Source organism: Streptomyces sp. NPDC008086, from assembly GCF_042957325.1.
GTDB lineage: Bacteria > Actinomycetota > Actinomycetes > Streptomycetales > Streptomycetaceae > Streptomyces.
The window spans coordinates 38,319-62,632 of sequence record NZ_JBIBIA010000021.1; the positions used below are offsets into that span (position 1 = coordinate 38,319).

The following is a 24,314-nucleotide window of genomic DNA, read 5'->3' on the forward strand; positions in this document are numbered from 1 at the left end:
ACTCCGGAGCGGGGAGGAAGGGGCGGAAGGGGTCGAAGGGGTGGAGACGGAGGAGGAACGGGCACGGGGGAGAGAGGCGAGAGGAGGGGGCCGTGGTGAAGTGATTAGGGGGGCGGAGACCTTGACAGTTGTTAACGTTAACATCACCGTGGTTCCGGGTGGGTGGGACCGATGACCGGCAAGGGCCGGGCGACGGTCCCGGGCCACCGACACGCCTGGTCCGTCGGGACCCGGCCCCGAGTCGAGACCTCCAGAGAGATCCGCATGCCGACATCCCCGAACGACCCCGCCCAGCCCCTCTCGTTCCCCGCCGACTTCGTCCTCGGCTCCGCGACCGCGGCCTACCAGATCGAGGGCGCCGCCACCGAGGACGGACGCGGCCCGTCGATCTGGGACACCTTCTCCCGCACCCCCGGCAAGACGTGGAACGGCGACACCGGCGACGTCGCCGCCGACCACTACCACCGGCTCGAGGGCGACCTCGATCTCATGGCGTCCCTGGGGCTGCGGGCCTACCGCTTCTCCATCTCCTGGCCGCGCATCCAGCCGACCGGCCGGGGGCCGGCCAACCCCAAGGGGCTGGACTTCTACAACCGTCTGGTCGACGGCCTGCTCGACCGGGGGATCGCGCCGGTCGCGACCCTCTACCACTGGGACCTGCCCCAGGCCCTCGAGGACTCCGGCGGCTGGACGAACCGAGCCACCGCCCACGCCTTCGCCGAGTACGCCCGTATCGTCGGTGAGGCCCTCGGCGACCGCGTCGCGATCTGGACGACCCTGAACGAACCGTGGTGCTCCGCCTACCTGGGCTACGGATCCGGGGCGCACGCCCCTGGCCGCACCGACGGCGCAGCCGCGCTGAGGGCGGTCCACCACCTGAACCTCGCCCACGGTCTCGCGGTGGAGCGGCTGCGGGCGGTGACCACCAACGATCCGCAGTACTCCATCACCCTCAACTTCCATGTCCTGCGGGGCCGGGGTGACGGCGGGAAGGAGGCCGTGCGCCGCATCGACGCGCTGGCCAACCGCTCCTTCACCGACCCCCTGCTGCGTGGCCACTACCCGGCGGACCTGATCGAGGACACGGCCGAGGTCACCGACTGGGCGTTCGTCCAGGACGGCGACCTCGCCCGGATCCACCAGCCCCTGGACCTGCTCGGCGTCAACTACTACGCCACCACCGCCGTCCGCCTCTGGGACGGTGTGACGCCACGTCAGAACCACGACGGCCACAAGGACATGGGCGGCTCGCCCTGGCCCGGCTCGCCCCAGGTCGAGTTCGTCGAGCAGCCCGGCCCGCACACCGCCATGGGCTGGAACATCGACCCCGACGGCCTCGAGGAACTCCTGCTTGACCTGCACACCCGGTTCCCGGGCCAGCCGCTGGTCATCACCGAGAACGGAGCCGCCTTCGACGACCGCGTCACCGCCCGCGCCGACGGCACCTACGCCGTCCACGACCCCGAGCGCATCGACTACCTCCGCCGCCACCTCACGGCCGCCCACCGTGCGCTGACCTCCGGCGTCGATCTGCGCGGGTACTTCGTGTGGTCGCTGATGGACAACTTCGAGTGGGGCTACGGGTACTCGAAGCGCTTCGGCATCGTCCACGTCGACTACGAGACCCAGCGCCGCACGTTGAAGGACAGCGCCCTGTGGTACCGGGAGCTGGCCACGACGAGCAGCATCCCGCTCCTGCCGGCCGAGGGGTAGACCGTAGAGGTTGCCATGCCGGCGACCTTGTGATTCAGTTGACGTGTCAACGGATGGGGTTTCACCCGGGACGGGAGAAGCTGTCGTGGGTGACCAGAAGCCCGGCGCTGAAGAGCTTCGACGCCTGGCTCGCCGAGAACGCCGCCGACATCCAGGTGGGCTGACGCGGCACCGCTGGCCACTCTCGGGCCGTTTGGTGAACTGTCAACTACGCTTACACTTTCTCCATGGCAGAGCAAGGGACAGCGCGATGGCTGACGGCGGACGAGCAGCGCGCGTGGCGAGGCTTCGTCCGGCTGCATGAGCGGCTCGGCGGACGTCTGGGCCGCATGCTCCAGTCGGAGTCGAACGTGTCCCCCGCTGACTTCGCGGTGCTGGTCCATCTCACGGACACCCCCGACGGGCGGCAGCGGTACCAGGATCTGGCGCGGGCGCTGGAGTGGGAGAAGAGCCGGATGTCCCACCACATCGCCCGCATGGCCGGCCGGGGCATGGTGGTGCGCGAGGAGTGCCCCGAGGACGGACGCGGCGCGTTCGTGGTGATCACGGACGCGGGGCGGGCCGCCATCGAGGCGGCCGCCCCGCGTCATGTCGAAGCGGTGCGCGAACTGTTCATGGACCATGTCACGCCGGCCGAACTCCGGGTCCTGACCGAGATCTCCGAGCGCGTCATCGGCAAGCTGGACGAGACCCAGTCCTGACCGACCCGGCTCGTCAGGCACTGCCATCGGTCGAGGAGGGTGCCGAGGAGGCGGGAGTGAACACGTCGGCGTCCCTCCAGGCCGGCAGAACCCCCAGCTGCTCCGGCGACACCGGAAGCGGTACGCGCCCCGCGCGAACCGAGCTTCGCCCGGCTCGCGCGGGGGCACCCCCATCGGGCACGGCACAGCCGAGCAGGCCATCGTCGGGCTGGGCGGGAAGAGCGGATGTGTTCATGCGGCCTGCCGACCGGACCTGTGGCGTAGCACCCGAGAGAGGAGCCGAAAGACGATGACCGACAACTTCAACGCGTACGCGGCGACGGACGGAGTGGCGCCCGACCGCTGGGCCGGCGCCCTGCACCTGTTCGACGGCGGGGCCGGAGTGCCGCACGAGGAGAGCACCCTCGAGCGCTGGGAGCGGGCCCGGCTGCTGTTCGACGCCAAGGACTACACCGCAGCGGCGAAGCTGCTCGCGGCCGTGGTCGAGGAGGTGCCGGAGCAGACGGGTCCCCGTCTGCTGTTGGCCCGCGCCTACTACCACTCCGCTCAGTTGGGACGCGCGGAGCAACAGCTGCGCCAGATCGTCGAGCGCGATCCGGTGGAGCACTACGCCCACCTGATGCTCGGACGCACCCTGCAACGCCAGGGACGCGGGGACGAGGCGGAACCCTGGCTGCGCATGGCCGGCGCGTTCGCGGGTGAGTTCCCGGACGACGCGTGAGCGGCACGGGCAGCGCGTGGGGGCGCCGGGGGCCGGCCGTATGCCGGGGAAGAAGGTCTCGTACTGCTCGAGGCTCTCCGTGAAGATCCTCGGGCTGACGCATTGGCGCGCTGCGGGGCGATCTCGCAGGGCGGGTACGAGCGAAGACAGGGCGGGAAGGGCCCTATCCACTTCTCGCGGATCCTGATTGCGCGGTGCGCGGCCGTCATCCGCTTCCCCGCGCCGTTCCGGGTCCTTCCCGTCACCTCCAGCACACCATGCCCGCGGCTGACGCGCCAGGGCCGGCCGGCCCTCACCGGGCACGGAGGACCAAGACGCGGCGGCTCACGGGACGGGACGGAGGTGACAAGGCGGGCCTGGCGGGTACCCATGAGCGGATCCCGCCGGACGCGGGCGGGCCGTCGAGCGGAGGTGAGAGGACCGTGCGCTTCACGTTCCCTGCTGCCGACCCGCACCGGCATCCCCTGGATGCCGTACCCGCGGGGCACTGCCGCGCGCACTGCCCGAGCGCCGTCCCGCCGCGGCGGCCTTGACCATGCGCCCGCCCGACACGCCCAACGCGTCCGGCACGCCCGATACCCCTGACCGGCCCGGAGACGCGCTCGCCCCCGTCCTGCGTGACGTGCGCGCCGTCGTCTTCGACACCGACGGGGTGATCACCGACTCGGCCAAGGTGCACGCCGCCGCCTGGAAGGTGGCCTTCGACGGCTTCCTGCGCGCCCACCCGCCCGAGGACCCCGACCAGCGCCGCCCCTTCGACGCGCGGGAGGACTACCTGCGCCACGTGGACGGCAAGTCGCGCCTCGACGGAGCCGCGGCCTTCCTCGCCGCCCGCGGCATCGGCGCGTCGGACGAGACGGTCCGGTCCGTCGCCGAGGACAAGGAGCGCCTCTTCACCCGGCGGCTGCGCGAGGACGGTGTCGACGCCTACCCGGGGACCGTACGGCTGGTGAAGGCCCTGCGCGCGGCAGGAGTGCCCCGCGCGGCGGCGTCCGCGTCCCGGCACGCCGGTGAGCTGCTGAGCCGGGCCGGGGTGCTCGACCTGTTCGACGCCCTCGTGGACGGCGGCGAGTCGGCCCGGCTGGGACTCGCGGGCAAACCGGAGCCGGACCTCTTCCTGGAGGCGGCCCGCCGGCTCGGCGTCCCCGCCGACCGGGCCGCCGTCGTCGAGGACGCCCTGGCAGGAGTGGAGGCGGGGCGGCGCGGCGGGTTCGCCCTGGTGGTCGGCGTGGACCGGGCCGCCGGCGCGGACACCGGGGCACGGCTGCTGCGGCACGGCGCCGACCTCGTCGTACACGACCTCGGAGAACTCTGCGCGGGAGGAGCGCCGACGTGACGGACCGGAGCCTGGAGGCCGAGGAGACGGGCTGGAGCTGGGAGTACGAGGGCTACAAGCCCGCCGACGAACGCCTCCGGGAGTCGCTGTGCACGCTCGGCAACGGCTACTTCGCCACCCGGGGCGCGCTGCCCGAGTGCGCCGCCGACGACGTCCACTACCCGGGGACGTATGTGGCCGGCATCTACAACCGGCTCACCTCCGAGGTGGCCGGCCGCCGTGTGGAGAACGAGGACATGGTCAACGTTCCCAACTGGTTGCCCCTGCGGTTCCGGCTCCCCGGCGGCGACTGGATCACGCCGGACGCCACCCATGTCCTCGGCCACCGGCAGATGCTGCACCTGGCCGCGGGACTGCTGGAGCGCCGGACGCGGTACGACCTGGGCGACGACCGCGTCCTGACCGTGCGCCAGCATCGGATGGCGCACATGGCCGATCCCCATCTCGCCGCCCTGCGCACCGAGTTCACCGCCGAAGGGTTCTCCGGCCCGCTGGAGGTGGAGGCGGCCCTGGACGGTGGCGTCACCAACTCCGGCGTGGCGCGCTACCGGGACCTCGACGGCCGCCATCTGACCCACGTCCACACCGGCACCGCCGCCCCGGACACGGTCTGGCTGCGCTGCCGCACCCGTACCTCCGACATCCGGATCGGCATCGCCTCCCGGCTGACCACCGACGCAACCGTCACGGCACGCCATGAACGGCCGTACGCCCTCCAGAAGCTGACCCTCGACCTGGCTCCCGGCCGGACCGCCACCGTCGACAAGACCGTGGCCCTGCACACCTCCCGCGACCCGGCCATCAGCGACCCGCTGCACGCCGCCGTCGACCGGGTGGGCCGGGCCCCCGGCTTCGACGCGCTGGTCGCGTCGCACCTGACGGCCTGGGACCAGCTCTGGCGCCGCGCCGCACTCGACGTGCCCGGCGAGTCGGGCCGCATCCTGCGGCTGCACCTCTTCCACGTCCTGCAGACCCTCTCCCCGCACACCGCCGACCTGGACGTCGGTGTACCGGCCCGGGGACTGCACGGCGAGGCCTACCGCGGACATGTCTTCTGGGACGAGCTGTTCGTCCTGCCGTACCTGAACCTGCACTTCCCGGAGGTCTCCCGCGCCCTGCTGCGCCACCGCCACCGACGCCTCGAACAGGCCTGCACCTCGGCCCGGGCGGCGGGCCACCGGGGCGCGATGTACCCCTGGCAGAGCGGCAGCGACGGACGCGAGGAGACCCAGCAGCTCCATCTCAACCCGCGTTCGGGACGCTGGCTGCCCGACCACTCCCGTCTCCAGCACCACGTCGGCTCGGCGATCGCGTACAACGTGTGGCAGTACTGCGAGGCGAGCGGCGACATGGAGTTCCTGCACACCAGGGGCGCCGAGATGCTGTTGCAGATCGCCCGCTTCTGGGCCGACAAGGCCGTCCACGACGGGAGCCTCGGCCGGTACCGCATCAAGGGCGTGGTGGGACCGGACGAGTACCACGAGGCGTACCCGGACGCGGCGGCGCCCGGCCTGGACGACAACGCCTACACCAACGTGACCGCGGCCTGGGTGCTGGCCCGCACATTGGAGCTGCTCGACACACTGCCCGAGCCCCGCCGCCGCGAACTCGCCGAGCGCACGGGCCTAGACGTGGGCGAACTCGAACTGTGGGAGGACGTGTCGCGCCACCTCCACGTGCCCTTCCACGACGACGTCATCAGCCAGTTCGCGGGCTACGGCGACCTCGCCGAGCTCGACTGGCACGGCTACCGCGAGAGTTACGGCGACATCCGGCGGCTGGACCGGATCCTGGAGGCGGAGGGCGACACCGTCAACCGCTACAAGGCGTCCAAACAGGCCGACGTCCTGATGCTCGGCTACCTCTTCGCCCCGGCCGAACTCGGGAGCCTGTTCCACCGGTTGGGAGTGCGGCTGGACGAGGACACCTGGCGGCGCACCCTCGAGTACTACATGCACCGCACCAGCCACGGCTCCACCCTCAGCGGCCTGGTCCACGGCTGGGTGCTCGCCCGCTGCCGGCGCAGCGAGGCGTGGAAGTTCTGCCAGGAGGCCCTCCAGGGCGACATCGCCGACGTCCAGGGCGGCACCACCGGCGAGGGCATCCACCTGGGCGCCATGGCCGGCACCCTCGACCTCGTCCAACGCGGCCTGACCGGCCTGGAGACCCGGGGCGGTGCCCTCTGGCTGGACCCCGTACCCCTGCCCGAGCTGTCCTCCTACGGCTTCCCCCTGCGCTACCAGGGCCACTGGGGGGTACGGCTGCGCCTGGAGCGCGGCCTGCTGGAGATCGAGGTCCCGTCCTCCGACGCATCCCCCATCGACGTACGACTGCCCGGCCGTGGCGTGACCCTGGAACCGGGCCAGACGGGCCGCCTGGTCCTTCGCGACTGACGGCCCGGCCGGTGCGGAATGCCGCCGGCGGGGAGAGGCTGGGAGGGCAACGGCCGCCGACCCGGCGCGCGGGCCCGCGGCCGCCGCCCGGAAAGGGGAGCGTGATGAACGGCCCGGTTGTCGTGGGGGTGGACGGTTCGGCGTCCAGCCTGGAGGCGGTGGAGCTCGCGGCGCGGGAGGCGGGACTGCACGGTGTGGGGCTGCGGTTGGTGCATGCCTTCGGGTGGCCGGCCGCGCACATTCCGCACGGCGGTCGGCCCTGGGAGCCCAGTGGTGCCGGGATGCGCGAGCTGATCGACGGGACGCTGGCCAAGGCCGAACGGCGGGCCCACGAGGCGGCGCCCGGCATCGAGGTCATGCGCGAGATCGTCGTCGGCGAACCGGTGACGGTCCTGGAGATCGAGTCGCGCACCGCGTCCCTGGTCGTGGTCGGCAGCCGGGGCCTGAGCCGGTTCGGTGCCCTGCTGCTCGGCTCCACCGCGGGGCATCTGGCCGCGCATGCCGCCTGCCCGGTGCTGGTGGTGCGCGGCAGGCCGAATCCGGCCGGTCCCGTCCTCCTGGCCGTCGACGGCTCGCCGGCCGCCCGGGGAGCCGTCGAGTTCGCCTTCTCCCGGGCCTCCCTGCACGGCACGGACCTGGTGGCGCTGCACGCCTGGAGCACCCGGACCGAGCGCGCCTACGACAGCCCCGCCGACCCGCCCTTCGTGACGTACGACGAGGGGCGGCTGCACGACGAGGAGGAACGCGTGCTCGCCGAGGCGCTGGGCGGGCTGCGGGACCGCTATCCCGACGTCGCCGTGGACCGCAGGCTGGTGCGCGGCCGGGTCCGGCACACCCTGATCGAGGCCAGCGCCGACGCCGGACTGGTGGTGGTCGGGGCGCGCGGGCGGGGCGGATTCTCCGGGATGCTCCTGGGGTCGGTCAGTCAGGCCCTGCTCCACCACGCCCACTGCCCGGTCGCCGTCGTGCGGTCGGGGCAGGAGTGAACGGGCCGGGCGGGAGGCGCGTCCGGCTCAGAGGTTCGCCGCGTGGTCCGGGACGTACTTCTGAAGGTCGCGCGGCGGCCGCTGGTAGCCGCTCGACTCCGGCCGTTCGGGCAGGTCCAGCACGGGCGGGGGGACGTCCTGGTACGGCACCGAGTCCAGCAGATGGGCGATCATGTTCACCCGGGCGCGGCGCTTGTCGTCGCTCTCGACGACGTGCCAGGGCGCCTCGGCGATGTCGGTGTGCACCATCATCGCGTCCTTGGCCTGGGAGTACGCCTCCCAGCGGGTGATCGACTCCAGGTCCATCGGGGAGAGCTTCCAGCGGCGCAGGGGGTCCTCCAGACGGCGCCTGAAGCGGTCCTGCTGCTCCTCGTCGCTCACCGAGAACCAGTACTTGCGCAGCAGGATCCCGTCCTCCACCAGCATCCGTTCGAAGATCGGGCACTGATGCAGGAAGCGCTGGTACTCCTCCTGGGTGCAGAACCCCATGACGTGCTCGACACCGGCCCGGTTGTACCAGCTGCGGTCGAACAGCACGATCTCACCGGCGGCGGGCAGATGCTGGATGTACCGCTGGAAGTACCACTGGCCGCGCTCACGTTCGGTGGGCCTCGGCAGCGCCGCGATCCGCGCGATCCGCGGGTTGAGATGTTCGGTGACCCGTTTGATGGTGCCGCCCTTGCCCGCCGCGTCCCGCCCCTCGAAGACCACGACCAGCCGGGCACCCTCCGTCCGCACCCACTCCTGAAGCTTCGCCAGCTCCATCTGCAGGCGCAGCAGTTCCCTCTCGTACTGCTTGCGCGGCAGCTTCTCCGCCCTGTCGCCGGCCATGCGGCCTCCCACAGCCGAACTCGAACACCAGAACAGCACCGTACTGACCGCCGCCGCGCCGCGCACCCCGTACGCCCCCTCGCACCCCGTGGACGTACGCGCACCCGGTACGGGCAGGACGGGCGCAGTCGCCGACGCAGGCCGAGGGCGTCCGAGGCGCACGGGTGAATGCCGGGCGCAGCAGGACTGACGTCCGCATCGCCCGGGTACCCAGCGGCGCATGGCGGTGGACAGCAGGACCGACCCGGCGCGTGGGACACCGTCCCGGCCGCGTGGGCGCTTCGGACGGGCGTTGCTGCGGTGGACCACGACGACCGACCACAAGGTGATCGGCAACCTGTATCTGACGACCTCCTTCGCCTTCTTCCTCCTCGGCGGTGTCCTCGCACTGCTGATGCGGGCCGAACTCGCCCGTCCCGGGCTCCAGTTGTTCAACAACGACCAGTACAACCAGCTGTTCACCGTGCACGGCACGATCATGATGCTGCTGTTCGCGACCCCCCTGTTCGCCGGGTTCGCCAACGCGATCATGCCGCTGCAGATCGGCTCCCCGGACGTGGCGTTCCCCCGGCTGAACGCCCTGTCGTACTGGCTGTACCTGGGCGGCGGCCTGATGGTCGTCGGCGGCTTCCTCGTGCCCGGGGGAGCGGCGAGCTTCGGCTGGTTCGCCTACGCACCCCTCAACAGCGCGGTCCGCAGCCCCGGCTCCGGCGGCGACCTGTGGACCATGGGCCTGGTGGTGACCGGCGTGTCCACCACGCTCGGCGCGGTCAACTTCATCACCACCATCCTGTGCCTGCGCGCCCCTGGCATGACGATGTTCCGGATGCCGATCTTCACCTGGAACGTGCTGTTCACGTCGATCCTGATCCTGCCCGCGTTCCCGGTGCTCACCGCCGCCCTGTTCGCCCTGGGGGCGGACCGCAGGTTCGGGGCGCACATCTACGACGCGGCGAGCGGCGGGGCACTGCTGTGGCAGCACCTGTTCTGGTTCTTCGGCCACCCCGAGGTCTATATCGTCGCGCTGCCGTTCTTCGGCATCGTCTCCGAGATCATCCCGGTCTTCAGCCGCAAACCGATCTTCGGCTACGTCAGCCTCATCGGCGCCACCATCGCCATCACCATGTTGTCCGCGGTGGTGTGGGCCCACCACATGTTCGCCACCGGGGCCGTGTTGCTGCCGTTCTTCTCCCTGATGTCGTTCCTCATCGCGGTGCCGACGGGGGTGAAGTTCTTCAACTGGATCGGCACGATGATCAAGGGTTCCCTGTCGTTCGAGACCCCCATGCTGTGGGCGTGCGGCTTCCTGGTGACGTTCCTGCTGGGCGGCATGAGCGGTGTCCTCATCGCCTCCCCGCCGCTGGACTTCCACCTCACCGACTCGTACTTCATCGTCGCCCATCTGCATTACGTGCTGTTCGGCACGGTCGTCTTCGCGATGTTCGGCGGCTTCTACTTCTGGTGGCCGAAGCTCACCGGCAGGATGCTCGACGAACGTCTGGGCCGGATCCACTTCTGGACCCTCTTCGTCGGCTTCCAGACCACCTTCCTGGTCCAGCACTGGCTCGGCGAGCGGGGCATGCCCCGCCGAGCACTGGCTCGGCGAGCAGGGCATGCCCCGCCGCTACGCCGACTACCTCGCCACGGACGGCTTCACGCTGCTGAAACACCGTCAGCTCCGTCGGCGCGTTCCTGCTCGACCTGTCCACCCTGCCGTTCCTCTACAACGTCTGGCGCACCACCCACCACGGCGCCCCGGCCACCCGCGACGACCCCTGGGGATACGGCCGCTCCCTGGAGTGGGCCACCACCTGCCCGCCCCCGCGCCACAACTTCACGGCGCTGCCCCGGATCCGCTCCGAGTCCCCGGCGTTCGACCTGCACCACCCCGACCTGGCCCGCCTCGACCAAAGGCAGGAGCAGCGAAAACCGAATCCCGTCTGTTCATGGGCGTGGCGGGGTTCTTCCTCGTCACGGCTGTCGGCTACGGCTGGCGATCCAAGGAACCCGCCGGCACCGCCGTGCTGCTCGTGGCGTTCCTGATGGCCGCTCTCGTCGCGTTCTTCCTGCACATGCGGCACCGCAGGCGCGGCCCGAGGGCCCAGGACCGCGCCGACGCCGAGGTCATCGACACCGCGGGCCCGCTCGCCTTCTTCTCCCCGCACAGCCCCTGGCCGATCACGACCGCCCTGGGCTCCGTCCTGGAAGCCACTCGTCGGCGTGGTCCGCGGCGCGTGCGGTCGCACGACGGGCCCGCGCGGCGGCGCGGGCCCTGCTCCTCCTCCACAGCACGGATCACGAGTGCCCCCGCGTCCGCACCCGGAAACGGACCGTTACGTACGATCACCCTTCGGCTTCCCCCGCTGGTCGGGGGAGCCGTGCGGCGGCGGGCTGAACGGCGGCGACGCAGTCGCGGGCGACACCGCCGAGCCCGCGCGGCGGCCGCCGCTCTCGGGGCGCAGGGCGCCCGGGTTCCCGGATGTCGGCTCGGCGCCGGAGTGGAGCTGCTCCAGACGGGTGGCGAGCAACTCGGTCACCGGCAGCCGGTCGGCGTGCGACCGCTCGTACGCCAGCAGGTCCTCGACATCCTCGGAGGTCAGCGACCGTACGCGGCTCTCCAGCCCGCCGATCGGCAGGTGGTCGTAGTCGGGCAGAGGCAGGTTGTCGCGGGCGTGGTCGGCCATGTTCTCACTTCCTCGGTACGACTGGGCGACGCGTCCTCGGTACGACTGGGCGACGCGCAGGGACGCCTCGGGCGGGGCCGGTGGCGTCACGTACCGCCGCTGCCGAACGATCCGCTGCCGCCCTCGGTCCAGCGGGGCCGCTTCTTCGACGGGCTCGGCCGGGACGGGATGTTGCCGTGGGCCGGCATGTCGTGCGGAGTGAGCCGAGTCTCGCTCTTGGGCACCTCGGCCGGCTCCCTGTTCTCCCGGACCTCGTGGACCGGGCCGTCGGCGGGCAGCCTCGGCTGCTCGTCGGGGCGCGGCGGACGCGGTTCCCGGCGCCTGACGCGGACGCCCACGACGAAGGCGCCGATCAGCAGCGCGACGACGACCACACCCGCGACGAGCAGTCCGGCGGCGAGTGCGCCGTTCGCTGCGGCGATGTCCATCCAAGTCGTGTCCATGGCTCGCGAGTACCCCCGGACCTCTCATGAACACGGGGTTTGGTGCCTCCGGCTCCGGCTACCCGCCCTGTGTGACATCGACAACGTCCCAGCAAGAGCTCGTCCAGTTCCTGGAGGACCGCTTCGCCTGTGCGCAGGCCTGCACCGAGTGCGCCCGCGCCTGTGCCCTGCGCGCCAGCCTCGTGGACCCGGACGGGACGACGGAACAGGACCTGGTGCGCCGCAAGGGCATCCTGTGCGCCGAGGTGTGCGACGCGACCTGCCGTGTGCTGTCCGAGCAGGGCCGCATGGACGAGAGCGCCGAGAGTGCCCTGCGTATGCAGCTGGAGTGGACCCGCACGGTCTGTCTGGAAGGCGCCCACGTCTTCGACAAGTACCCGGGCGCCGAGGACACGGCGCGGGCGTGCCGCGACTGCGCACGGGCCTGCACGGACTTCATGGCCACGCTCGACTGAGAGCTCGGCCGAGAGCTCGGACCGAGAGCTGGGTCCGGATCGCGGCGGTACCGGCCCGCTCCTCGCCATTCCCAATTTCTGGAACACGTTCTACGGTGTGCGCCGTCAGGACCGGCATTGGGGAGCCTGGAGGCGCCGTGCACCTCGAATACACGCCCGAGCAGCAACGGCTGCGCGGTGAACTGCGCGACTACTTCGCCGAGTTGGTGCCGGACCTCGCCGGCACCCGGTTCACCGACCCGACCGCCCAGAAGCGCCACTACCGCACCGTCATCCGGCGCCTCGGCGCAGACGGCTGGCTCGGCGTGGGCTGGCCCAAGGAGTACGGCGGCCGGGGCCTGACCGCGATCGAGCAGTTCATCTTCTTCGACGAGGCCGCCCAGGCCGGCGTACCGCTGCCCCTGATGGCGCTCAACACCGTCGGCCCGACGATCATGCAGTACGGCACGGACGAGCAGAAGGCCTACTTCCTGCCGAGGATCCTCTCCGGCGAGATCGACTTCGCGATCGGCTACAGCGAGCCCGACGCCGGCACGGACCTGGCCTCCCTCAAGACGCGCGCGGTCCGGGACGGCGATGACTACGTCGTCAACGGGCAGAAGATCTGGACGACCAACGGCGACACGGCCGACTGGGTCTGGCTGGCCACCCGCACGGACCCCGAGGCCCCGCCGCACAAGGGCATCACCATGCTCCTCGTCCCGACCACCGACCCCGGCTACTCCTGCACCCTCATCAACACCCTCGCCTCGCACGACACCACGGCCAGCTACTACGAGAACGTCCGCGTCCCCGTCTCCCGCCGCGTCGGCGCCGAGAACCAGGGCTGGCGGCTGATCACCAACCAGCTCAACCACGAACGCGTCACCCTCGCCGCCCACGGCACCATGGCCATCCGCGCCCTGCACGACGTCCAGCGCTGGGCCATGGAGACCAAGCTCGCCGACGGCCGCCGGGTGATCGACCTGCCCTGGGTCCGCCGCCGCCTCGCCCAGACCCACACCAGGCTCGACGCCCTCAAGCTCCTGAACTGGAAGATGGTCAGCGCCGTCCAGGACGGCACCCTCACCCCGCAGGACGCCTCCGCCGTCAAGGTCTACGGCTCCGAGGCGCGCCGCGACGCCTACGCCTGGCTGATGGAGATCGTCGCCGCCCCGGGCGCGCTGAAGGAGGGCTCGGCGGGGGCGGTGCTGCGCGGCGAACTGGAGCGCGGCTACCGCTCCGCCGTCATCTTCACCTTCGGCGGCGGCAACAACGAGATCCAGCGGGAGATCATCTCGTGGATCGGCCTGGGGATGCCCAGGGTCCGGCGTTAGCCGGTTGTGACCACCGCCGCCAGTTGTCACATACCGAGGATGTCCGGGAGCTTGCTCCGCTTTGACACGTCGGTGGGGTGGTCAGGTTGCCGAGGCAGCCGGGTCCGCACCGGGGGCGCTCTCGGTCTTCTTCGGGTGGTGGGGCAGCAGTGCCACCGCCAGGGCGGGGACGGCGGCGAGGATGAGCCATGGGACGGCGGCCGGGAGGTCGAGATCGAGGAGGGAGCCGGTGACGGAGCTGCCGATGAGGACGATCAGGCCGGAGACGGAGGACAGCGCGCCGGTGTAGAGGCCGATGCGGCCGTCCTCGGCGAGGTCGGGCACCCAGGCGTGGGCGGCGGGGACGACCAGCATCTGGCCGAGGGTGAGCAGCACGACGTACCCGGCGGCGGGCAGCAACCCCGCCACACCCGTCCAGCCGGCGGGCAGGGCGGCGGCCACGACCCCGAAACCGGCCGCGATGAGCAGCAGCCCGGCGATCATTGAGCGGCGCAGGCCGAGCCGGTCGCCTGCCCAGTGCGTGAGGGGCAGTTGGGCGCAGACGACCAGCAGGGAGGACAGGGCGAACAGCCAGGACAGGGCCGCCTGGGAGCCGGTCGCGCGCCGCACCTCGTCCGGCAGGGCGAGGTAGAGCTGGTTGTAGGCGAGCAGGTAGGTGCCGTAAGCACAGCACAGGGCGAGGAAGCTGCGGTTGCGCAGCAGTGCGCGTGTGCCGCCCCGCCGTCGGGCGCGCACTCGGCCGGGGATGTGCTGCGGCATCAGCCATACGTGCCCGGCCAGGACGAGGACGAAAACAGCGGCTCCGGCGAGGCAGGTGGTGCGGAAGTCCACGGCGAGCAGCAGGGCGCCGAGCAGCGGGCCGATGAAGGCACCGGCCTGTCCGGCCGCGCTCAGCATCGGACTCCACCGCCGGTGAGAACAGCGCGGCGGCGAAGCCGATGAGGAGCACCGCGCCGATCACCGTCCAGGTCTGCTCCGCGTACCCCAGCCAGACGAATCCGGCGACCCGCAGCACGCAGCCGGCCAGCACGATCGGGCGTACGCCGATGGGGGTCCCTCCCGCTCGAGCGAAGCCGAGAGTGAGGGAGGTCGACGAGTGCGCCGCCGACTACGAAGAGGCCCTGCTGGCTGAAGGTGCGCAGACCCAGGACGAAGCCGACCATCCATCCCGCCATGCCGAGCGCGGTGCCGAGGTGCTCGGCGAGGAACGGCAGAACGGCGAAGAAGCCGATACCAGAGGTGAGTTGGGTAAGGATCAGCAGCCGCAGCAGCGGTGACAGATGCTTCCAGGTCCGCTCGCGTGAAGGCTTGGTCGTCCGGACGGTTCGGCGGGTCAGGGTGCGGGAGATGAGATCGGGCATGGTGGTGTCCGTCTGTTCCTGAGTCGTACGAGTACGGGCGTACGCGGTCGTTCCGACACCGTCTGCGCCGTCCCGCTGGGATGGTCCGTGTGCGCTCCGAGCAGGGCACCGTTGCGGGACATCAAGAGTTGAGTCCTGCAACGACCGTCAGCCGGATGGCGATACCCAGGCCACTGCGCCGAGGCGCCAGGAGTGGGCGGTTACCTGGTCCTGAACCGGTCCGGACGCACGAAGTCCAGGCCTTCGACGGTCTGCTTGCCGAGCGCCTCGTGTGCGGCGATGTGGCCGTAGCCGGTCGCCATTTTGAAGCCCTTGCCGGAGAATCCGGTGGCGCAATAGATGCTGCTGTTCTGATCCAGCCACCCGAGGAGGGGATGCCTGTCCTGGGTGAACAGGTCGGGGAAGGCGTCGGCGCGCGCGATGGTGGGGATCAGGCCGGGGAAGAATTCGGTGACGATCTCGGTGACCTTTTCGACTTCTTCCCTGGTGAGTTCTCTTGGCACGGCGTCCGGGTCGGGGGTTGCCCTTGCGCGCCCGGCCACCGGTCCGTCCACCGATGCCTTGACCGTCACGCCGTCGACGGCGGGTGCGCCATACATGGAGCGATCCTCGTACCACCGGCTGAAGGCGGGGAATTTCTCCGGCGAGAACTGCGTGCCGTCCTGGGCGATGAACCAGGTCAGGACGATCCGATGGGTTTCCGTGACGGCCTTGAGGTGGTCGGGCATGAGCCTTCGGGACCAGCCGCCAGAGGCGACGATGACCTTCTCGAACGTCCAGGTTCTGTCGCCCGAGGTGACGACCACGCCGTGGTCGGTTTCGGTGATGCTGTCCACGGGTGTGTTCTGCAGGACGGTGGCGCCGCCTGCCTGGGCCGCCGCGACGGCGGCGCTGACGGCGCGGTCGGTGCGCAGAACGCCGCCGCGGGGGTCATAGACGGCGCAGTCGTCGGGGCGGAGGTTGTGCTGCGGGTAGCGTTCGGCCAACTCCTCCCGGCTGAGCACGTAGTGTTCGGCTCCGGTGATGCGCGTTGCCTCGAGGAGGCTGTTGATGTAGCTGCCGTTCGCCGTTCCGATGGACAGGCCCCCGGTAGGCGTGAGGATGTCCTGCCCGGTTTCCGCTTCGAGCTCGGCCCAGAGGCCACGGGAGCGTTCGATGATGGGGTAGTAGTCGGGCCTGCCGAGGTAGATCATGCGGAACAGGCGAGTGTCCCCGCCCACGGCACTGCGGCCGTGGGCCGGGGTGGCGGCCTCGAAGCCCACCACTGAGTCGGACAGCCGGGAGGCCTGCCACAGGGCCATGCTCCCGATGCTGCCCAGGCCGATGACTGCGAGTTGTGCGTCCATGAGAGCGGTTTCCTTTTCGTCTACTCGTGAAGTCCGGCGAGGCGGCTGCCGAATCGGGCCAGGAGTGAGGTCTTGCTGGAGCCCCTGCGCTCTTCCCACTGGTCGGCAATTCCGAAGAGCCGGTACATGGCGTGAACGCCAAGCCAGCGGATGGGCTCCGGTTCCCACTTCGGCGCCCGGTAGCCGACCCAGGGAAGGGTGGTCCGTTCGGTTTCCTTCTCGAAGGCGAGCTCCACGAGAGTCCTGCCGCCGACGTAGGCCGCCGTGACACCGTGTCCCGCGTAGCCGGTGGACGATCCGATCCCGGATGCCGGGTCCCAGTGGACGCCGCCGTTCCAGTCCCGCGTGACGCCCAGGACTCCCGACCACGCGTGATCCACCTCGAAGGGGATGCCCGGGAAGAAGGTGCTGAGCTTGTGCGAGATCAGGTCGATGGTGGACTGGGCGGTCGCACCGGCTCCCCCGGTGCCGGACCCGAAGCGGTAGGGGACACCACGGCCCCCCATGGCGATACGGCCGTCCGACGTCCGCTGGGAGTAGATGAACGTGTGAGCGGAGTCGTTGAGGCACTGGGGCCCGTCCCAGCCGATCTGCTGCCACGCCTCCTCCGGCAGCGGCTTGGTCACGATCATCGAGGAATTGACCGGGATCAGGCTCCGGCGGCCCAGCAGCTGCCCCGAGTAGCCTTCGGTGCAGATGAACGTCTTCGCCGCGGTGACACGCCCCTCGGCCAGGGTGAGGGTCTTGCCCTCGACACGGTCCACGCGGCTGCTCTCGTAGATCCTGACGCCCATGGAGGTCAGGGTGTCGGCGAGGCCGTAGACGAGTTTCGCGGGGTGGATCCGCGCGCAGTGCTTGTAGAAGAGCCCGCCGTGGACGGTGGAGATGTTGATCCGGGACTGGAACTCGTCCCGGTCGAGCAGGTGGACTTCGTCGTCGGTCAGCCCGTACTTCAGTTCGGCATCACGCCGGGTGACAAGCCGGCCAAGCCCCGCCCGCGTGTGGGCGGCGACGAGCGCGCCACCCTTGTGCTGATCGGCATCGATGCCCTCGGCCTCAAGGATGTCCAGGACGGCGTCGACGCCGGCGGCGAACTCCTGCTGCAGTGCCCGGCTCGCCTCCAGCCCTCCCCCGGCGCGGGCGAAGGTGGCACGGTTTCCCGGAGGCATCGCCGAGAGCCAGCCACCGTTGCGTCCTGATGCGCCGTAGCCCACCTGCTCGGCCTCGAAGACGGCCACCGAGAGCGACGGTTCGAGCTTCTTGGCGAAGTACGCCGCCCACAAGCCGGTGTAGCCGCCGCCGACAATGGCCACGTCGACGGAGTCCTGGCCGGTGAAGTGGGGGAACGAGGGCTTCTTGTCGGCCAGTTGGGCCACCCAGAAGCCGAGCTCTCCGTTGCGGGGTGGTGCCGCAAGCGCGTTCATGTCGTGTCCTTCTTCTGTGTCTGGGAACCGTGTGGGCCGGTGCTGGAAGGCGGTGTGGCCGCCGTGGACGGGGCGGATCGCCCTGGTGATGTACGAGGACTCAGACGACGCGAGGAAGAGGGCGGCGGCGATCTCCTCTGGGAGTGCCGAGGTGCCCGAGCGGGTGCCGGCGCCGCCGCCCCGAGGTCCCCACGCCCGCGGATGGGGAGCCTCGGGGCCGCTGACCTGCGCTGGAGGGAGGCCTTGATAGGTGCGTTGTGAGGCCTGGAGTCGAGGCTGTGCTCGGCACCGAAGTCCTGCACACGGCCGATGGTTCCCGCATCACGTCGAGGGCACCATCGGCGCTTCGGTACGCGCCGCTACACCGCGGTGCAGATCATCTGGATCTCGACCGGGGTGTTGAGCGGCAGCCCGGCGACACCGATCGCGGTGCGGGCGTGCCGTCCGTTCTCGCCCAGTACCTCGATGAGCAGTTCACTGGCCGCGCTGGCGACGCTCGACTGCTCACCGAAGTCCGGCGTACTGGCCACGAAGACCAGCATCTGCACGATCCGGACCCGGTCCAGATCGCCCACCGCCTGAACGGCGGCTGCAAGGCAGTTCAGCACGGCATGGCGCGCGAGTTCCTTCGCGGTCTCCAGCTCCAGGTCCCGGCCGACAACGCCCTGACCCAGCAACTCACCGTCTCGGTAAGGGAGTTGGCCGGAGATGTGGATGGTGGAGTCCACCCCCCGGTGGTGCACGAAGTATGCGTTGCCGGGAAGGTCGGGCAGCTCCAGTCCGAGGTTCTGGAGCCTTTCCGAAGCCGAGTCGCCCTTGACGGTCTGAGGCAGGGGCAGGCTCACGCCGCCACCGCCTTGCTGTGGACCATTTCCTCAGTTCTCCTGTTCTCGGGTTCTCCAGTTCTCCGCTCGGACGTCAGGGGCGCGGCAGGCCGAAGAGGACCGGGAGGTCGGCGATGTCGGTGATCCGCTCGTAGCCCAGCCAGTGCTCGTCGTGCTCCCAGCCGCGGTCCATGTACACCTTGTTCTCGATGCCCATGATCGCCGCGGAGCGCAGGTCGTACGCCGGGCTCGCGGAGACGTGCACGATCTCGTCGGGTGTCACGCCGAGCTTGTCAAACATGTAGTCGAACGTGCCGAGTCGCGGCTTGTAGATGCCCATCTCCTCGGCGCTGATGACGACCTCGAACGGGGCCTTCAGGTTCTCCGAGAGGCGCTTGGCGTGCGCGGTGTCGCTGTTCGTGATGATGACCAGCGGGACCTCTTCGGCCAGGCGGTTCAGCGCCTCGGTGACACCGGGGTACGGGCCCCAGGTGGGGATGGTCTCGTACACCGCCCGCGCGTCTTCCTCGCGGTACTCCAGACCGACCTTGCGCGAGGCGCGTTCCATGGAACGGGCGACGACCTGGTGGAACGGCTGGTAGGCGCCCGTGCACTCGTCGATCCGGTACGCCTTGCAGATCCGCAGGAAGTCGTCGGCGACCTCGGCCGGCAGCCGGTCGCCCAGGACCTCACGCATGGTGTCGTTGATGCTGAACTTGATCAACGTTCCGTTCATGTCGAACGTCGCGAACTTGGGCTTGATGTCGAATGCCACTGGTCCTCCTGTGTGTCTAAGTGGAGCAGTCTGACGCTGTGGTCGATTGTCGACCATCTGTCTGGTCGATTGTCGACCAAATATGTCTGAGCTGTCAACAGTGTCAGAGGAGCGCCTTGGGGGAGGGCGGCGGCACCGACCCCCTTCCTTCTTCCTTGCGCATGAGGTGATCCGCCGGCGCAGCCCACTCGATCACGTTGATGCAACCGGAGGTATAGTCGACAAACGACCAAGTGGTCGGCAACCGCTGAGGGAGGGTCACGGGGTGGACCACAAGTTCGAGTGGCAGGAGCAGCGGATGACGACGCCGGACGGCGTCTACCGCACACTGCGTGCCGCCATTCTCGATGGGACCGTGCCTCCTGGTGGCCAGCTGCGCGAGGCGCACATCGCCGCGGATCTCGGCATCAGCCGGTCCCCGCTGCGCGAGGCGCTGACCAAGCTGGAGGAGGAAGGCCTCGTCGTGAAGATCCCCTACCGTGGGGCGTTCGTCGTCGAGGTGAGCGCTCGGGAGGTCGCCGAGATCGACTCGGTCCGGCTGCGTGTCGAGCCGTACGCCGCCGAGCTCTCGGCCGAAGCGCTGCGCGGTCCTGAGCGGCCTCAGTTGCTGCAGACCGTCGAGGATCTCCGCCGGGCCATGGAGGAGGACGACATCCCGGCCAGCATCGACGCGCACCTTCGCTTCCACAGGCTCTTCTACGATCTCTCGGGCCACGGTGTCCTGCAGGGGCTCTGGAACGGCTGGGAGACCAAGCTGCGCCTCCACCTCAGCGTCGATCACCGCACCTACAGCGACGACCCGCAGCAACTGGTCGTCGAGCACGAGAGGTTGGCCGCCGTTGCCCTGGGTGGCGACACAGAGGCGTTCCGCCGGGAACTGGCTGCCCATTTCCCCATGGGGCTGGGGGCCAAGACGGAAGATCCGGGGGAGCCTGCGTCCCGGCATGCATGAGGCCATGCAGCCTGTGTGAAACATCCAGGCCTGTTCGCCACGGCGTCGACGCCGCTGCGTTCGGTGATCGAGGTGTGCGACCACGGGCAGGCATCGGTGAAGGTTCCGCCGGCGGGCGTAGGCCGGATCGAGCTGCTGTGTCGAGTCCTGGGTGCCTCCTGTCGTGGCCGCGATCGGTCGGCTTCCGTTCCGGCATCGGTGTGTGCACGCGCTGAGGCCTGGCCACCTGTGAGAACCGCACCCGCGTACGACCGGCACAGGTCACCCGCCAGATCGGCATGGGTGCTGCGTATGGCCGCATCCCGGCACGCCGGGTGGTCTGCTCGCGCACCTGCGACATGGCCGAGGCGGCGCACTGACCCGCATGGTGCGCTTGTCGCACCGCATCATCGGTCGCCGAACGCGCGCTGCTCGTCCGAGCGCCCCGTTCTTGGCCTGCCCGGATGCCGTCACGCACACTGGTGCGACGTCCGGGCCTCGGTCGCGGCCACGGTGGGGGCGCCGCGCTGGAGGCGCGACCGCGGGCGGCAGAGTATCCATGATGTCCTCGCCGGCGGTCGTCCCGGCACGGTGATGGGGCCGGCGTTCCTCCCGGCCCGCGAGAGCCCGTAGGTACTCGGTCACTCCCGAACCCGGCCCGGCGTCTCACGCTACAGGCGCTTCCCTGAGCCCCTGCGCGCCTTGCTCTGAACCGCCACGTCGCACTCTCGAACTGATTCCGGGGCCGCGTTGGAGGTTGAAGTTCGTATTGACAGTGCTCGACGGACAGCCATATGGTCGACAAACGACAATAGGTTGACGGTTTTAAGGCGCGATAAGGGGTTTTGTCGCCGCCGATCCTCGAGAGGATGGCCGAGTACAGATGATCAAGAGTCATGAGACTTCGGCAGCGAACACCGACTCGGCTTCCGATCGGCTTCAGGCCCTGGGGCTGGCCCTTCCCGAGCTCCGGGAGAACCCGTACTACGTGCACCACCGGACGGTGGGCTCCAGCACCTACATTTCGGGCCAGCTGCCTTACCGGGACGGTTGGCTGCTGGGGCAGGGCACTGTCGGCAGGGACATCGACCTCGAGACGGCGCGGTCACTCGCGCGCGATGCCGTGCTGAACTGCCTTGCAGCCGCCGTTCAGGCGGTGGGCGATCTGGACCGGGTCCGGATCGTGCAGATGCTGGTCTTCGTGGCCAGTACGCCGGACTTCGGTGAGCAGTCGCAGGTCGCCAACGCGGCCAGTGAACTGCTCATCGAGGTACTGGGCGAGAACGGACGGCACGCCCGCACCGCGATCGGTGTCGCCGGGCTGCCGCTCAACACCCCGGTCGAGATCCAGATGGTCATCACCGCTGCGTAGAGCGGCCCCGACGACGGTGTACCCGAGTGCGCGCGATATCGCGGGGCACGCGCGTTCGGCATCGAGGGGAGTCAGCACCCGCGCCCCTCGATCATTTCCCCTCGATCGTTCCCCTCGATCGTTCCAGGCAGAACCACAAGGAGGGCAGCGTGAATCAGCTGCAACGAGCACTCGACGCTCTGGTCGAGCGGATCGACACCCCCGCGCCGATCGTCCTGGTCGACGTCATGCAGGGCAACATCGACCGCATGCAGGGCTTCGCCGACCGGCACAACATCAAGGTCAGGCCGCACGTCAAGACACACAAGTGCGTCGAGATCGGTCGGCGCCAGATCGAGGCCGGCGCGGTCGGGATCACCGCGGGAAACGTCGGTGAGGCCGAGGTCTTCGCCGCGGCCGGCTTCGACGACATCTTCCTCGCCTACCCGATCTGGGCCGCGGGATCGAAGAAGCCCCGGATCCGCCGGCTCGCCGAGTCCGCCCGGCTGCGGGTCGGCGTCGACAACGTCGCGGCGATCGAGGCCCTCGCCGACGCGATGGGAGACGAACCGGACCGCCTGCAGGTCGTGATCGAGGTCGACTGCGGCGCCCGTCGTTCCGGCGCGCCACCCGAGTTCGCGGGCGACCTCGCGCTCGCCGCCCGCAAGCGCGGTCTGGTGCCGGCGGGCGTCTTCACCTATCCCGGTCACGGCTGCCTCGGTCGCGACGCTCGCCGGCGTGCCGCGCAGGACCAGGAAGCCGCGCTCACCACCGCGGTACGCAGCCTCGAAGGCGTCGGGGTCACCGCGGAGGTGGTCAGCGCCGGCTCCACGCCCACCGTCGAGTTCTCCACCAGCAGCAGCGTGATCACCGAGATCCGTCCCGGCGAGTACGTGTTCGGCGATCTGAACAACGCCCGGCTGGGCTCGTGCACGGAGGACCAGATCGCGCTGTTCGTCGCCGGGACCGTGGTCAGCGACTGGGTCCCCGACCAGGTCATCGTCGATGTGGGCAACAAGGCCCTCAGCAAAGAAGGCAGCCCCGAGATCGGCTACGGCGGCATCGCCGGCACGAAGGCGGTCCTGTCCAAGGTCAACGAGTACCACGGGTTCCTCCCGCTGCCGGACGGCGATTTCCGGCCCCGCGTCGGAAGCGTCGTACCGGTGGTGCCCAACCACGTATGCCCCGTCGTCCTCGGTTTCGAGGAACTGATCGTCACCGACAGCACGGGCACGTCGCTGGAGCGGTGGCCGGTCGACGCCCGCGGATTCCTCAACTGACCCGCACGGGACAAGACCCCCGTCCTCCTCAAGCCCACACCCCCGACCGACCTCCCCCGTAATGAGGAGTGCCTGACATGAGACTCAAGAACGTCACGGCCCTGGTGACAGGCGCCAGCAGTGGCATAGGGCAGGCGGTGAGTTCCCACTTCCGCCGTGAGGGCGGGCGGCTCCTGCTCACCGGCCGCAGGGAGCGGCTCGACAGTGCTGAGCCCGACGACCTGTACGTTCCCGGAGACCTCAACGACGAGACGTTCGTCGAGCACCTGGCCAAGCAGGCCGCGGAGTCCTTCGGCACCGTCGACGTCGTCGTCCTCAACCACGGCCTGCAGGCGGACGGTCCGCTCACCGAGATGGCCTGCGAGGACGCGAGGAACGTGCTCGAGAGCAACCTGCTCAGCGCGTTCCTGGTGATGAAGCACTTCGCCCCGCTGATGCCCGAGACCGGCGGCTCGTTCGTCTGCGTCAGTTCACGGCTGGGCATGGTCGGCATGTCCGGGCAGGTCCTGTATTCCGCCGCCAAGGGGGGCCTCATCATGCTCGCCAAGGGCGCCGCGATCGAATGGGCTCCGCGCAACATCCGGGTCAACGTCGTCGCTCCGGGTCTGACCGCCACACCGATCATCGAAGCGGCGTTCCAGCGCAGGCCTGACCCCGAGGCCTACCGCCGTCAGCGCGAGAGCACGATCCCGCTCCAACGCCTCGCCACCCCTGAAGAGGTCGCTGACGCGGTGCTCTTCTTCGCCTCGCGGGAGTCTTCGTACGTGACCGGATCGGTCCTGACCGTCGACGGCGGGTACACCGCCGGCTGAGCACCCTGCTGGGCATCACCATCAGCAAGGAGCTGAACGACCTCGGCCCGTCCCTCAGCCGCAGGCCAGAATCTGCTTCATCCCTCACCGGAGCCTCATGCTCCGGCTCTGCTGGGGACCACCCCACTCCGCTGGTCATCCCCGTCCCGGCTCCGGTTTCCCCACCGCCACCCACCCGGTCCCCCAGCCGACATCGCTCCCGCGACAAGCTCGTCGGGAACTTCGATCCATGGCGAACACGCGCCCCAAACGGCGATCGGCAAGGCGAGCGGGCGATGTTCCGTCCGCGTTCGCCGCTCCGAACGATCCCCCCGCATGCGAGGTAAAGCCCCCGCACAGCTGGTCCCACGCGTCCCCAGATGAGGAGTATTGCCATGAGTGATGCCCAGATCGGTCGTAGAGCGCTCCTGCGCGGAGCAGGCGGCTTGGCCGCCCTCGCAGCTCTTCCCTCCCTCGCCGCCTGCGGCACCGGCTCCAGCCGGACAGCCGGTGGGAGTGGCGGCAAGGGCGGCAAGACGGTGGTCGTCCGTGACAGCGGCGGTTCCTATGGTGCGGCTCTGCAGAAGGCGATCTACACGCCGTTCACGCAGGAGACCGGCATCCAGGTGAAGGTGCTGAACCTGGACGACGC

General features: G+C 69.9%; 19 protein-coding genes and 4 pseudogenes. 15 read left to right on the forward strand and 8 right to left on the reverse strand.

The window, feature by feature from the left end:
• The first annotated feature begins 264 nt into the window (after nucleotides 1–264).
• The 6 genes from ACFZBP_RS41660 (at nucleotide 265) to ACFZBP_RS41685 (ending at nucleotide 7,850) form a co-directional block, all read left to right on the forward strand.
• On the forward strand, nucleotides 265–1,713 hold the full coding sequence (locus ACFZBP_RS41660) for a GH1 family beta-glucosidase (protein ID WP_391421067.1): 1,449 nt from the start codon (nucleotides 265–267) through the stop codon (nucleotides 1,711–1,713).
• Nucleotides 1,714–1,940: 227 nt separating this feature from the next.
• Complete coding sequence (locus ACFZBP_RS41665; protein ID WP_391421068.1) at nucleotides 1,941–2,414, forward strand: MarR family transcriptional regulator; 474 nt, start codon at nucleotides 1,941–1,943, stop codon at nucleotides 2,412–2,414.
• Nucleotides 2,415–2,703: 289 nt separating this feature from the next.
• A complete protein-coding gene (locus tag ACFZBP_RS41670; protein ID WP_391421069.1) occupies nucleotides 2,704–3,135 on the forward strand; it encodes a tetratricopeptide repeat protein in 432 nt (143 codons plus the stop codon).
• Nucleotides 3,136–3,670: 535 nt separating this feature from the next.
• Complete coding sequence (locus tag ACFZBP_RS41675; RefSeq protein ID WP_391421070.1) at nucleotides 3,671–4,471, forward strand: beta-phosphoglucomutase family hydrolase; 801 nt, start codon at nucleotides 3,671–3,673, stop codon at nucleotides 4,469–4,471.
• Nucleotides 4,468–6,864 (forward strand): glycoside hydrolase family 65 protein, encoded by a 2,397-nt coding sequence (locus ACFZBP_RS41680; RefSeq protein WP_383459410.1) that lies wholly within the window; start codon nucleotides 4,468–4,470, stop codon nucleotides 6,862–6,864. Before ACFZBP_RS41675 ends, ACFZBP_RS41680 begins: the two co-directional genes overlap by 4 nt.
• 104 nt (nucleotides 6,865–6,968) lie before the next feature.
• Nucleotides 6,969–7,850 carry a universal stress protein gene (locus ACFZBP_RS41685; protein WP_391421071.1) on the forward strand — a complete coding sequence of 294 codons (882 nt, stop codon included), beginning with the start codon at nucleotides 6,969–6,971 and terminating at the stop codon, nucleotides 7,848–7,850.
• A gap of 27 nt (nucleotides 7,851–7,877) precedes the next feature.
• On the opposite strand, the gene ppk2 is transcribed toward ACFZBP_RS41685, so the two are convergent.
• Nucleotides 7,878–8,681 carry a polyphosphate kinase 2 gene (ppk2, locus tag ACFZBP_RS41690; RefSeq protein ID WP_391421072.1) on the reverse strand — a complete coding sequence of 268 codons (804 nt, stop codon included), beginning with the start codon at nucleotides 8,679–8,681 and terminating at the stop codon, nucleotides 7,878–7,880.
• Between the two features lie 220 nt (nucleotides 8,682–8,901).
• Between ppk2 and ctaD the strand changes: the two are divergent.
• Together ctaD and ACFZBP_RS41700 are read left to right on the forward strand one after the other, a co-directional pair.
• Nucleotides 8,902–10,724, forward strand: a pseudogene (gene ctaD, locus ACFZBP_RS41695) (cytochrome c oxidase subunit I).
• Nucleotides 10,634–10,822: pseudogene (locus ACFZBP_RS41700) on the forward strand (cytochrome c oxidase subunit 4); the annotation flags it as partial. The pseudogenes ctaD and ACFZBP_RS41700, both read left to right, overlap by 91 nt.
• Before the next feature lie 192 nt (nucleotides 10,823–11,014).
• On the opposite strand, the gene ACFZBP_RS41705 reads toward ACFZBP_RS41700, so the two are convergent.
• Complete coding sequence (locus ACFZBP_RS41705) at nucleotides 11,015–11,365, reverse strand: hypothetical protein (RefSeq protein WP_383459396.1); 351 nt, start codon at nucleotides 11,363–11,365, stop codon at nucleotides 11,015–11,017.
• A gap of 86 nt (nucleotides 11,366–11,451) precedes the next feature.
• Entirely contained in the window at nucleotides 11,452–11,808 is a 357-nt protein-coding gene (locus tag ACFZBP_RS41710; RefSeq protein ID WP_391421073.1) for a DUF6479 family protein, read from the reverse strand.
• A 26-nt stretch (nucleotides 11,809–11,834) separates the two neighbouring features.
• Between ACFZBP_RS41710 and ACFZBP_RS41715 the strand changes: the two genes are divergently transcribed.
• Nucleotides 11,835–12,263: a ferredoxin gene (locus ACFZBP_RS41715; RefSeq protein ID WP_383459387.1), complete on the forward strand. Its 429-nt coding sequence runs from the start codon at nucleotides 11,835–11,837 to the stop codon at nucleotides 12,261–12,263.
• Nucleotides 12,264–12,400: 137 nt separating this feature from the next.
• The gene (locus ACFZBP_RS41720; RefSeq protein WP_391421082.1) at nucleotides 12,401–13,579 is read left to right on the forward strand and encodes an acyl-CoA dehydrogenase family protein; all 1,179 of its coding nucleotides are present in this window, start codon (nucleotides 12,401–12,403) and stop codon (nucleotides 13,577–13,579) included.
• 81 nt (nucleotides 13,580–13,660) lie between these two features.
• On the opposite strand, the pseudogene ACFZBP_RS41725 reads toward ACFZBP_RS41720, so the two are convergent.
• The 5 genes and pseudogenes from ACFZBP_RS41725 to ACFZBP_RS41745 all read right to left on the reverse strand — a co-directional run bounded on the left by ACFZBP_RS41725 (nucleotide 13,661) and on the right by ACFZBP_RS41745 (nucleotide 19,309).
• Nucleotides 13,661–14,940: pseudogene (locus tag ACFZBP_RS41725) on the reverse strand (MFS transporter).
• Nucleotides 14,941–15,140: 200 nt separating this feature from the next.
• Nucleotides 15,141–16,286 (reverse strand): N-methyl-L-tryptophan oxidase, encoded by a 1,146-nt coding sequence (gene solA / locus ACFZBP_RS41730; protein WP_391421074.1) that lies wholly within the window; start codon nucleotides 16,284–16,286, stop codon nucleotides 15,141–15,143.
• A 20-nt stretch (nucleotides 16,287–16,306) separates the two neighbouring features.
• A complete protein-coding gene (locus ACFZBP_RS41735) occupies nucleotides 16,307–17,710 on the reverse strand; it encodes an NAD(P)/FAD-dependent oxidoreductase (protein ID WP_383461072.1) in 1,404 nt (467 codons plus the stop codon).
• Nucleotides 17,711–18,069: 359 nt separating this feature from the next.
• Complete coding sequence (locus tag ACFZBP_RS41740; RefSeq protein ID WP_391421075.1) at nucleotides 18,070–18,555, reverse strand: Atu1372/SO_1960 family protein; 486 nt, start codon at nucleotides 18,553–18,555, stop codon at nucleotides 18,070–18,072.
• 73 nt (nucleotides 18,556–18,628) lie between these two features.
• Nucleotides 18,629–19,309: a haloacid dehalogenase type II gene (locus ACFZBP_RS41745; RefSeq protein WP_391421076.1), complete on the reverse strand. Its 681-nt coding sequence runs from the start codon at nucleotides 19,307–19,309 to the stop codon at nucleotides 18,629–18,631.
• A 298-nt stretch (nucleotides 19,310–19,607) separates the two neighbouring features.
• On the opposite strand from ACFZBP_RS41745, the gene ACFZBP_RS41750 reads away from it, so the two are divergent.
• The 5 genes and pseudogenes from ACFZBP_RS41750 to ACFZBP_RS41770 form a co-directional block, all read left to right on the forward strand.
• Nucleotides 19,608–20,261 (forward strand): FCD domain-containing protein, encoded by a 654-nt coding sequence (locus ACFZBP_RS41750; RefSeq protein ID WP_391421077.1) that lies wholly within the window; start codon nucleotides 19,608–19,610, stop codon nucleotides 20,259–20,261.
• A gap of 862 nt (nucleotides 20,262–21,123) precedes the next feature.
• Nucleotides 21,124–21,612, forward strand: a complete 489-nt coding sequence (locus ACFZBP_RS41755; RefSeq protein WP_391421078.1) for an Atu1372/SO_1960 family protein — start codon at nucleotides 21,124–21,126, stop codon at nucleotides 21,610–21,612.
• 149 nt (nucleotides 21,613–21,761) lie between these two features.
• Nucleotides 21,762–22,871, forward strand: a complete 1,110-nt coding sequence (locus ACFZBP_RS41760; RefSeq protein WP_391421079.1) for an alanine racemase — start codon at nucleotides 21,762–21,764, stop codon at nucleotides 22,869–22,871.
• A gap of 77 nt (nucleotides 22,872–22,948) precedes the next feature.
• The gene (locus ACFZBP_RS41765) at nucleotides 22,949–23,683 is read left to right on the forward strand and encodes an SDR family NAD(P)-dependent oxidoreductase (protein WP_383461093.1); all 735 of its coding nucleotides are present in this window, start codon (nucleotides 22,949–22,951) and stop codon (nucleotides 23,681–23,683) included.
• A 374-nt stretch (nucleotides 23,684–24,057) separates the two neighbouring features.
• Nucleotides 24,058–24,314, forward strand: a pseudogene (locus ACFZBP_RS41770) (ABC transporter substrate-binding protein); the annotation flags it as partial.

Bases quoted from the DNA above. Each gene is read 5' to 3' on its own strand.
- ACFZBP_RS41675 (WP_391421070.1), top strand. From the start codon at position 3,671: ATGCGCCCGCCCGACACGCCCAACGCGTCCGGCACGCCCGATACCCCT.
- ACFZBP_RS41755 (WP_391421078.1), top strand. From the start codon at position 21,124: ATGATCAAGAGTCATGAGACTTCGGCAGCGAACACCGACTCGGCTTCC.
- ACFZBP_RS41660 (WP_391421067.1), top strand. From the start codon at position 265: ATGCCGACATCCCCGAACGACCCCGCCCAGCCCCTCTCGTTCCCCGCC.
- ACFZBP_RS41735 (WP_383461072.1), bottom strand. From the start codon at position 17,710: ATGAACGCGCTTGCGGCACCACCCCGCAACGGAGAGCTCGGCTTCTGG.
- ACFZBP_RS41705 (WP_383459396.1), bottom strand. From the start codon at position 11,365: ATGGCCGACCACGCCCGCGACAACCTGCCTCTGCCCGACTACGACCAC.
- ACFZBP_RS41685 (WP_391421071.1), top strand. From the start codon at position 6,969: ATGAACGGCCCGGTTGTCGTGGGGGTGGACGGTTCGGCGTCCAGCCTG.
- solA (WP_391421074.1), bottom strand. From the start codon at position 16,286: ATGGACGCACAACTCGCAGTCATCGGCCTGGGCAGCATCGGGAGCATG.
- ACFZBP_RS41670 (WP_391421069.1), top strand. From the start codon at position 2,704: ATGACCGACAACTTCAACGCGTACGCGGCGACGGACGGAGTGGCGCCC.
- ACFZBP_RS41710 (WP_391421073.1), bottom strand. From the start codon at position 11,808: ATGGACACGACTTGGATGGACATCGCCGCAGCGAACGGCGCACTCGCC.
- ACFZBP_RS41765 (WP_383461093.1), top strand. From the start codon at position 22,949: ATGAGACTCAAGAACGTCACGGCCCTGGTGACAGGCGCCAGCAGTGGC.
- ACFZBP_RS41750 (WP_391421077.1), top strand. From the start codon at position 19,608: ATGACGACGCCGGACGGCGTCTACCGCACACTGCGTGCCGCCATTCTC.
- ppk2 (WP_391421072.1), bottom strand. From the start codon at position 8,681: ATGGCCGGCGACAGGGCGGAGAAGCTGCCGCGCAAGCAGTACGAGAGG.
- ACFZBP_RS41665 (WP_391421068.1), top strand. From the start codon at position 1,941: ATGGCAGAGCAAGGGACAGCGCGATGGCTGACGGCGGACGAGCAGCGC.
- ACFZBP_RS41715 (WP_383459387.1), top strand. From the start codon at position 11,835: ATGAACACGGGGTTTGGTGCCTCCGGCTCCGGCTACCCGCCCTGTGTG.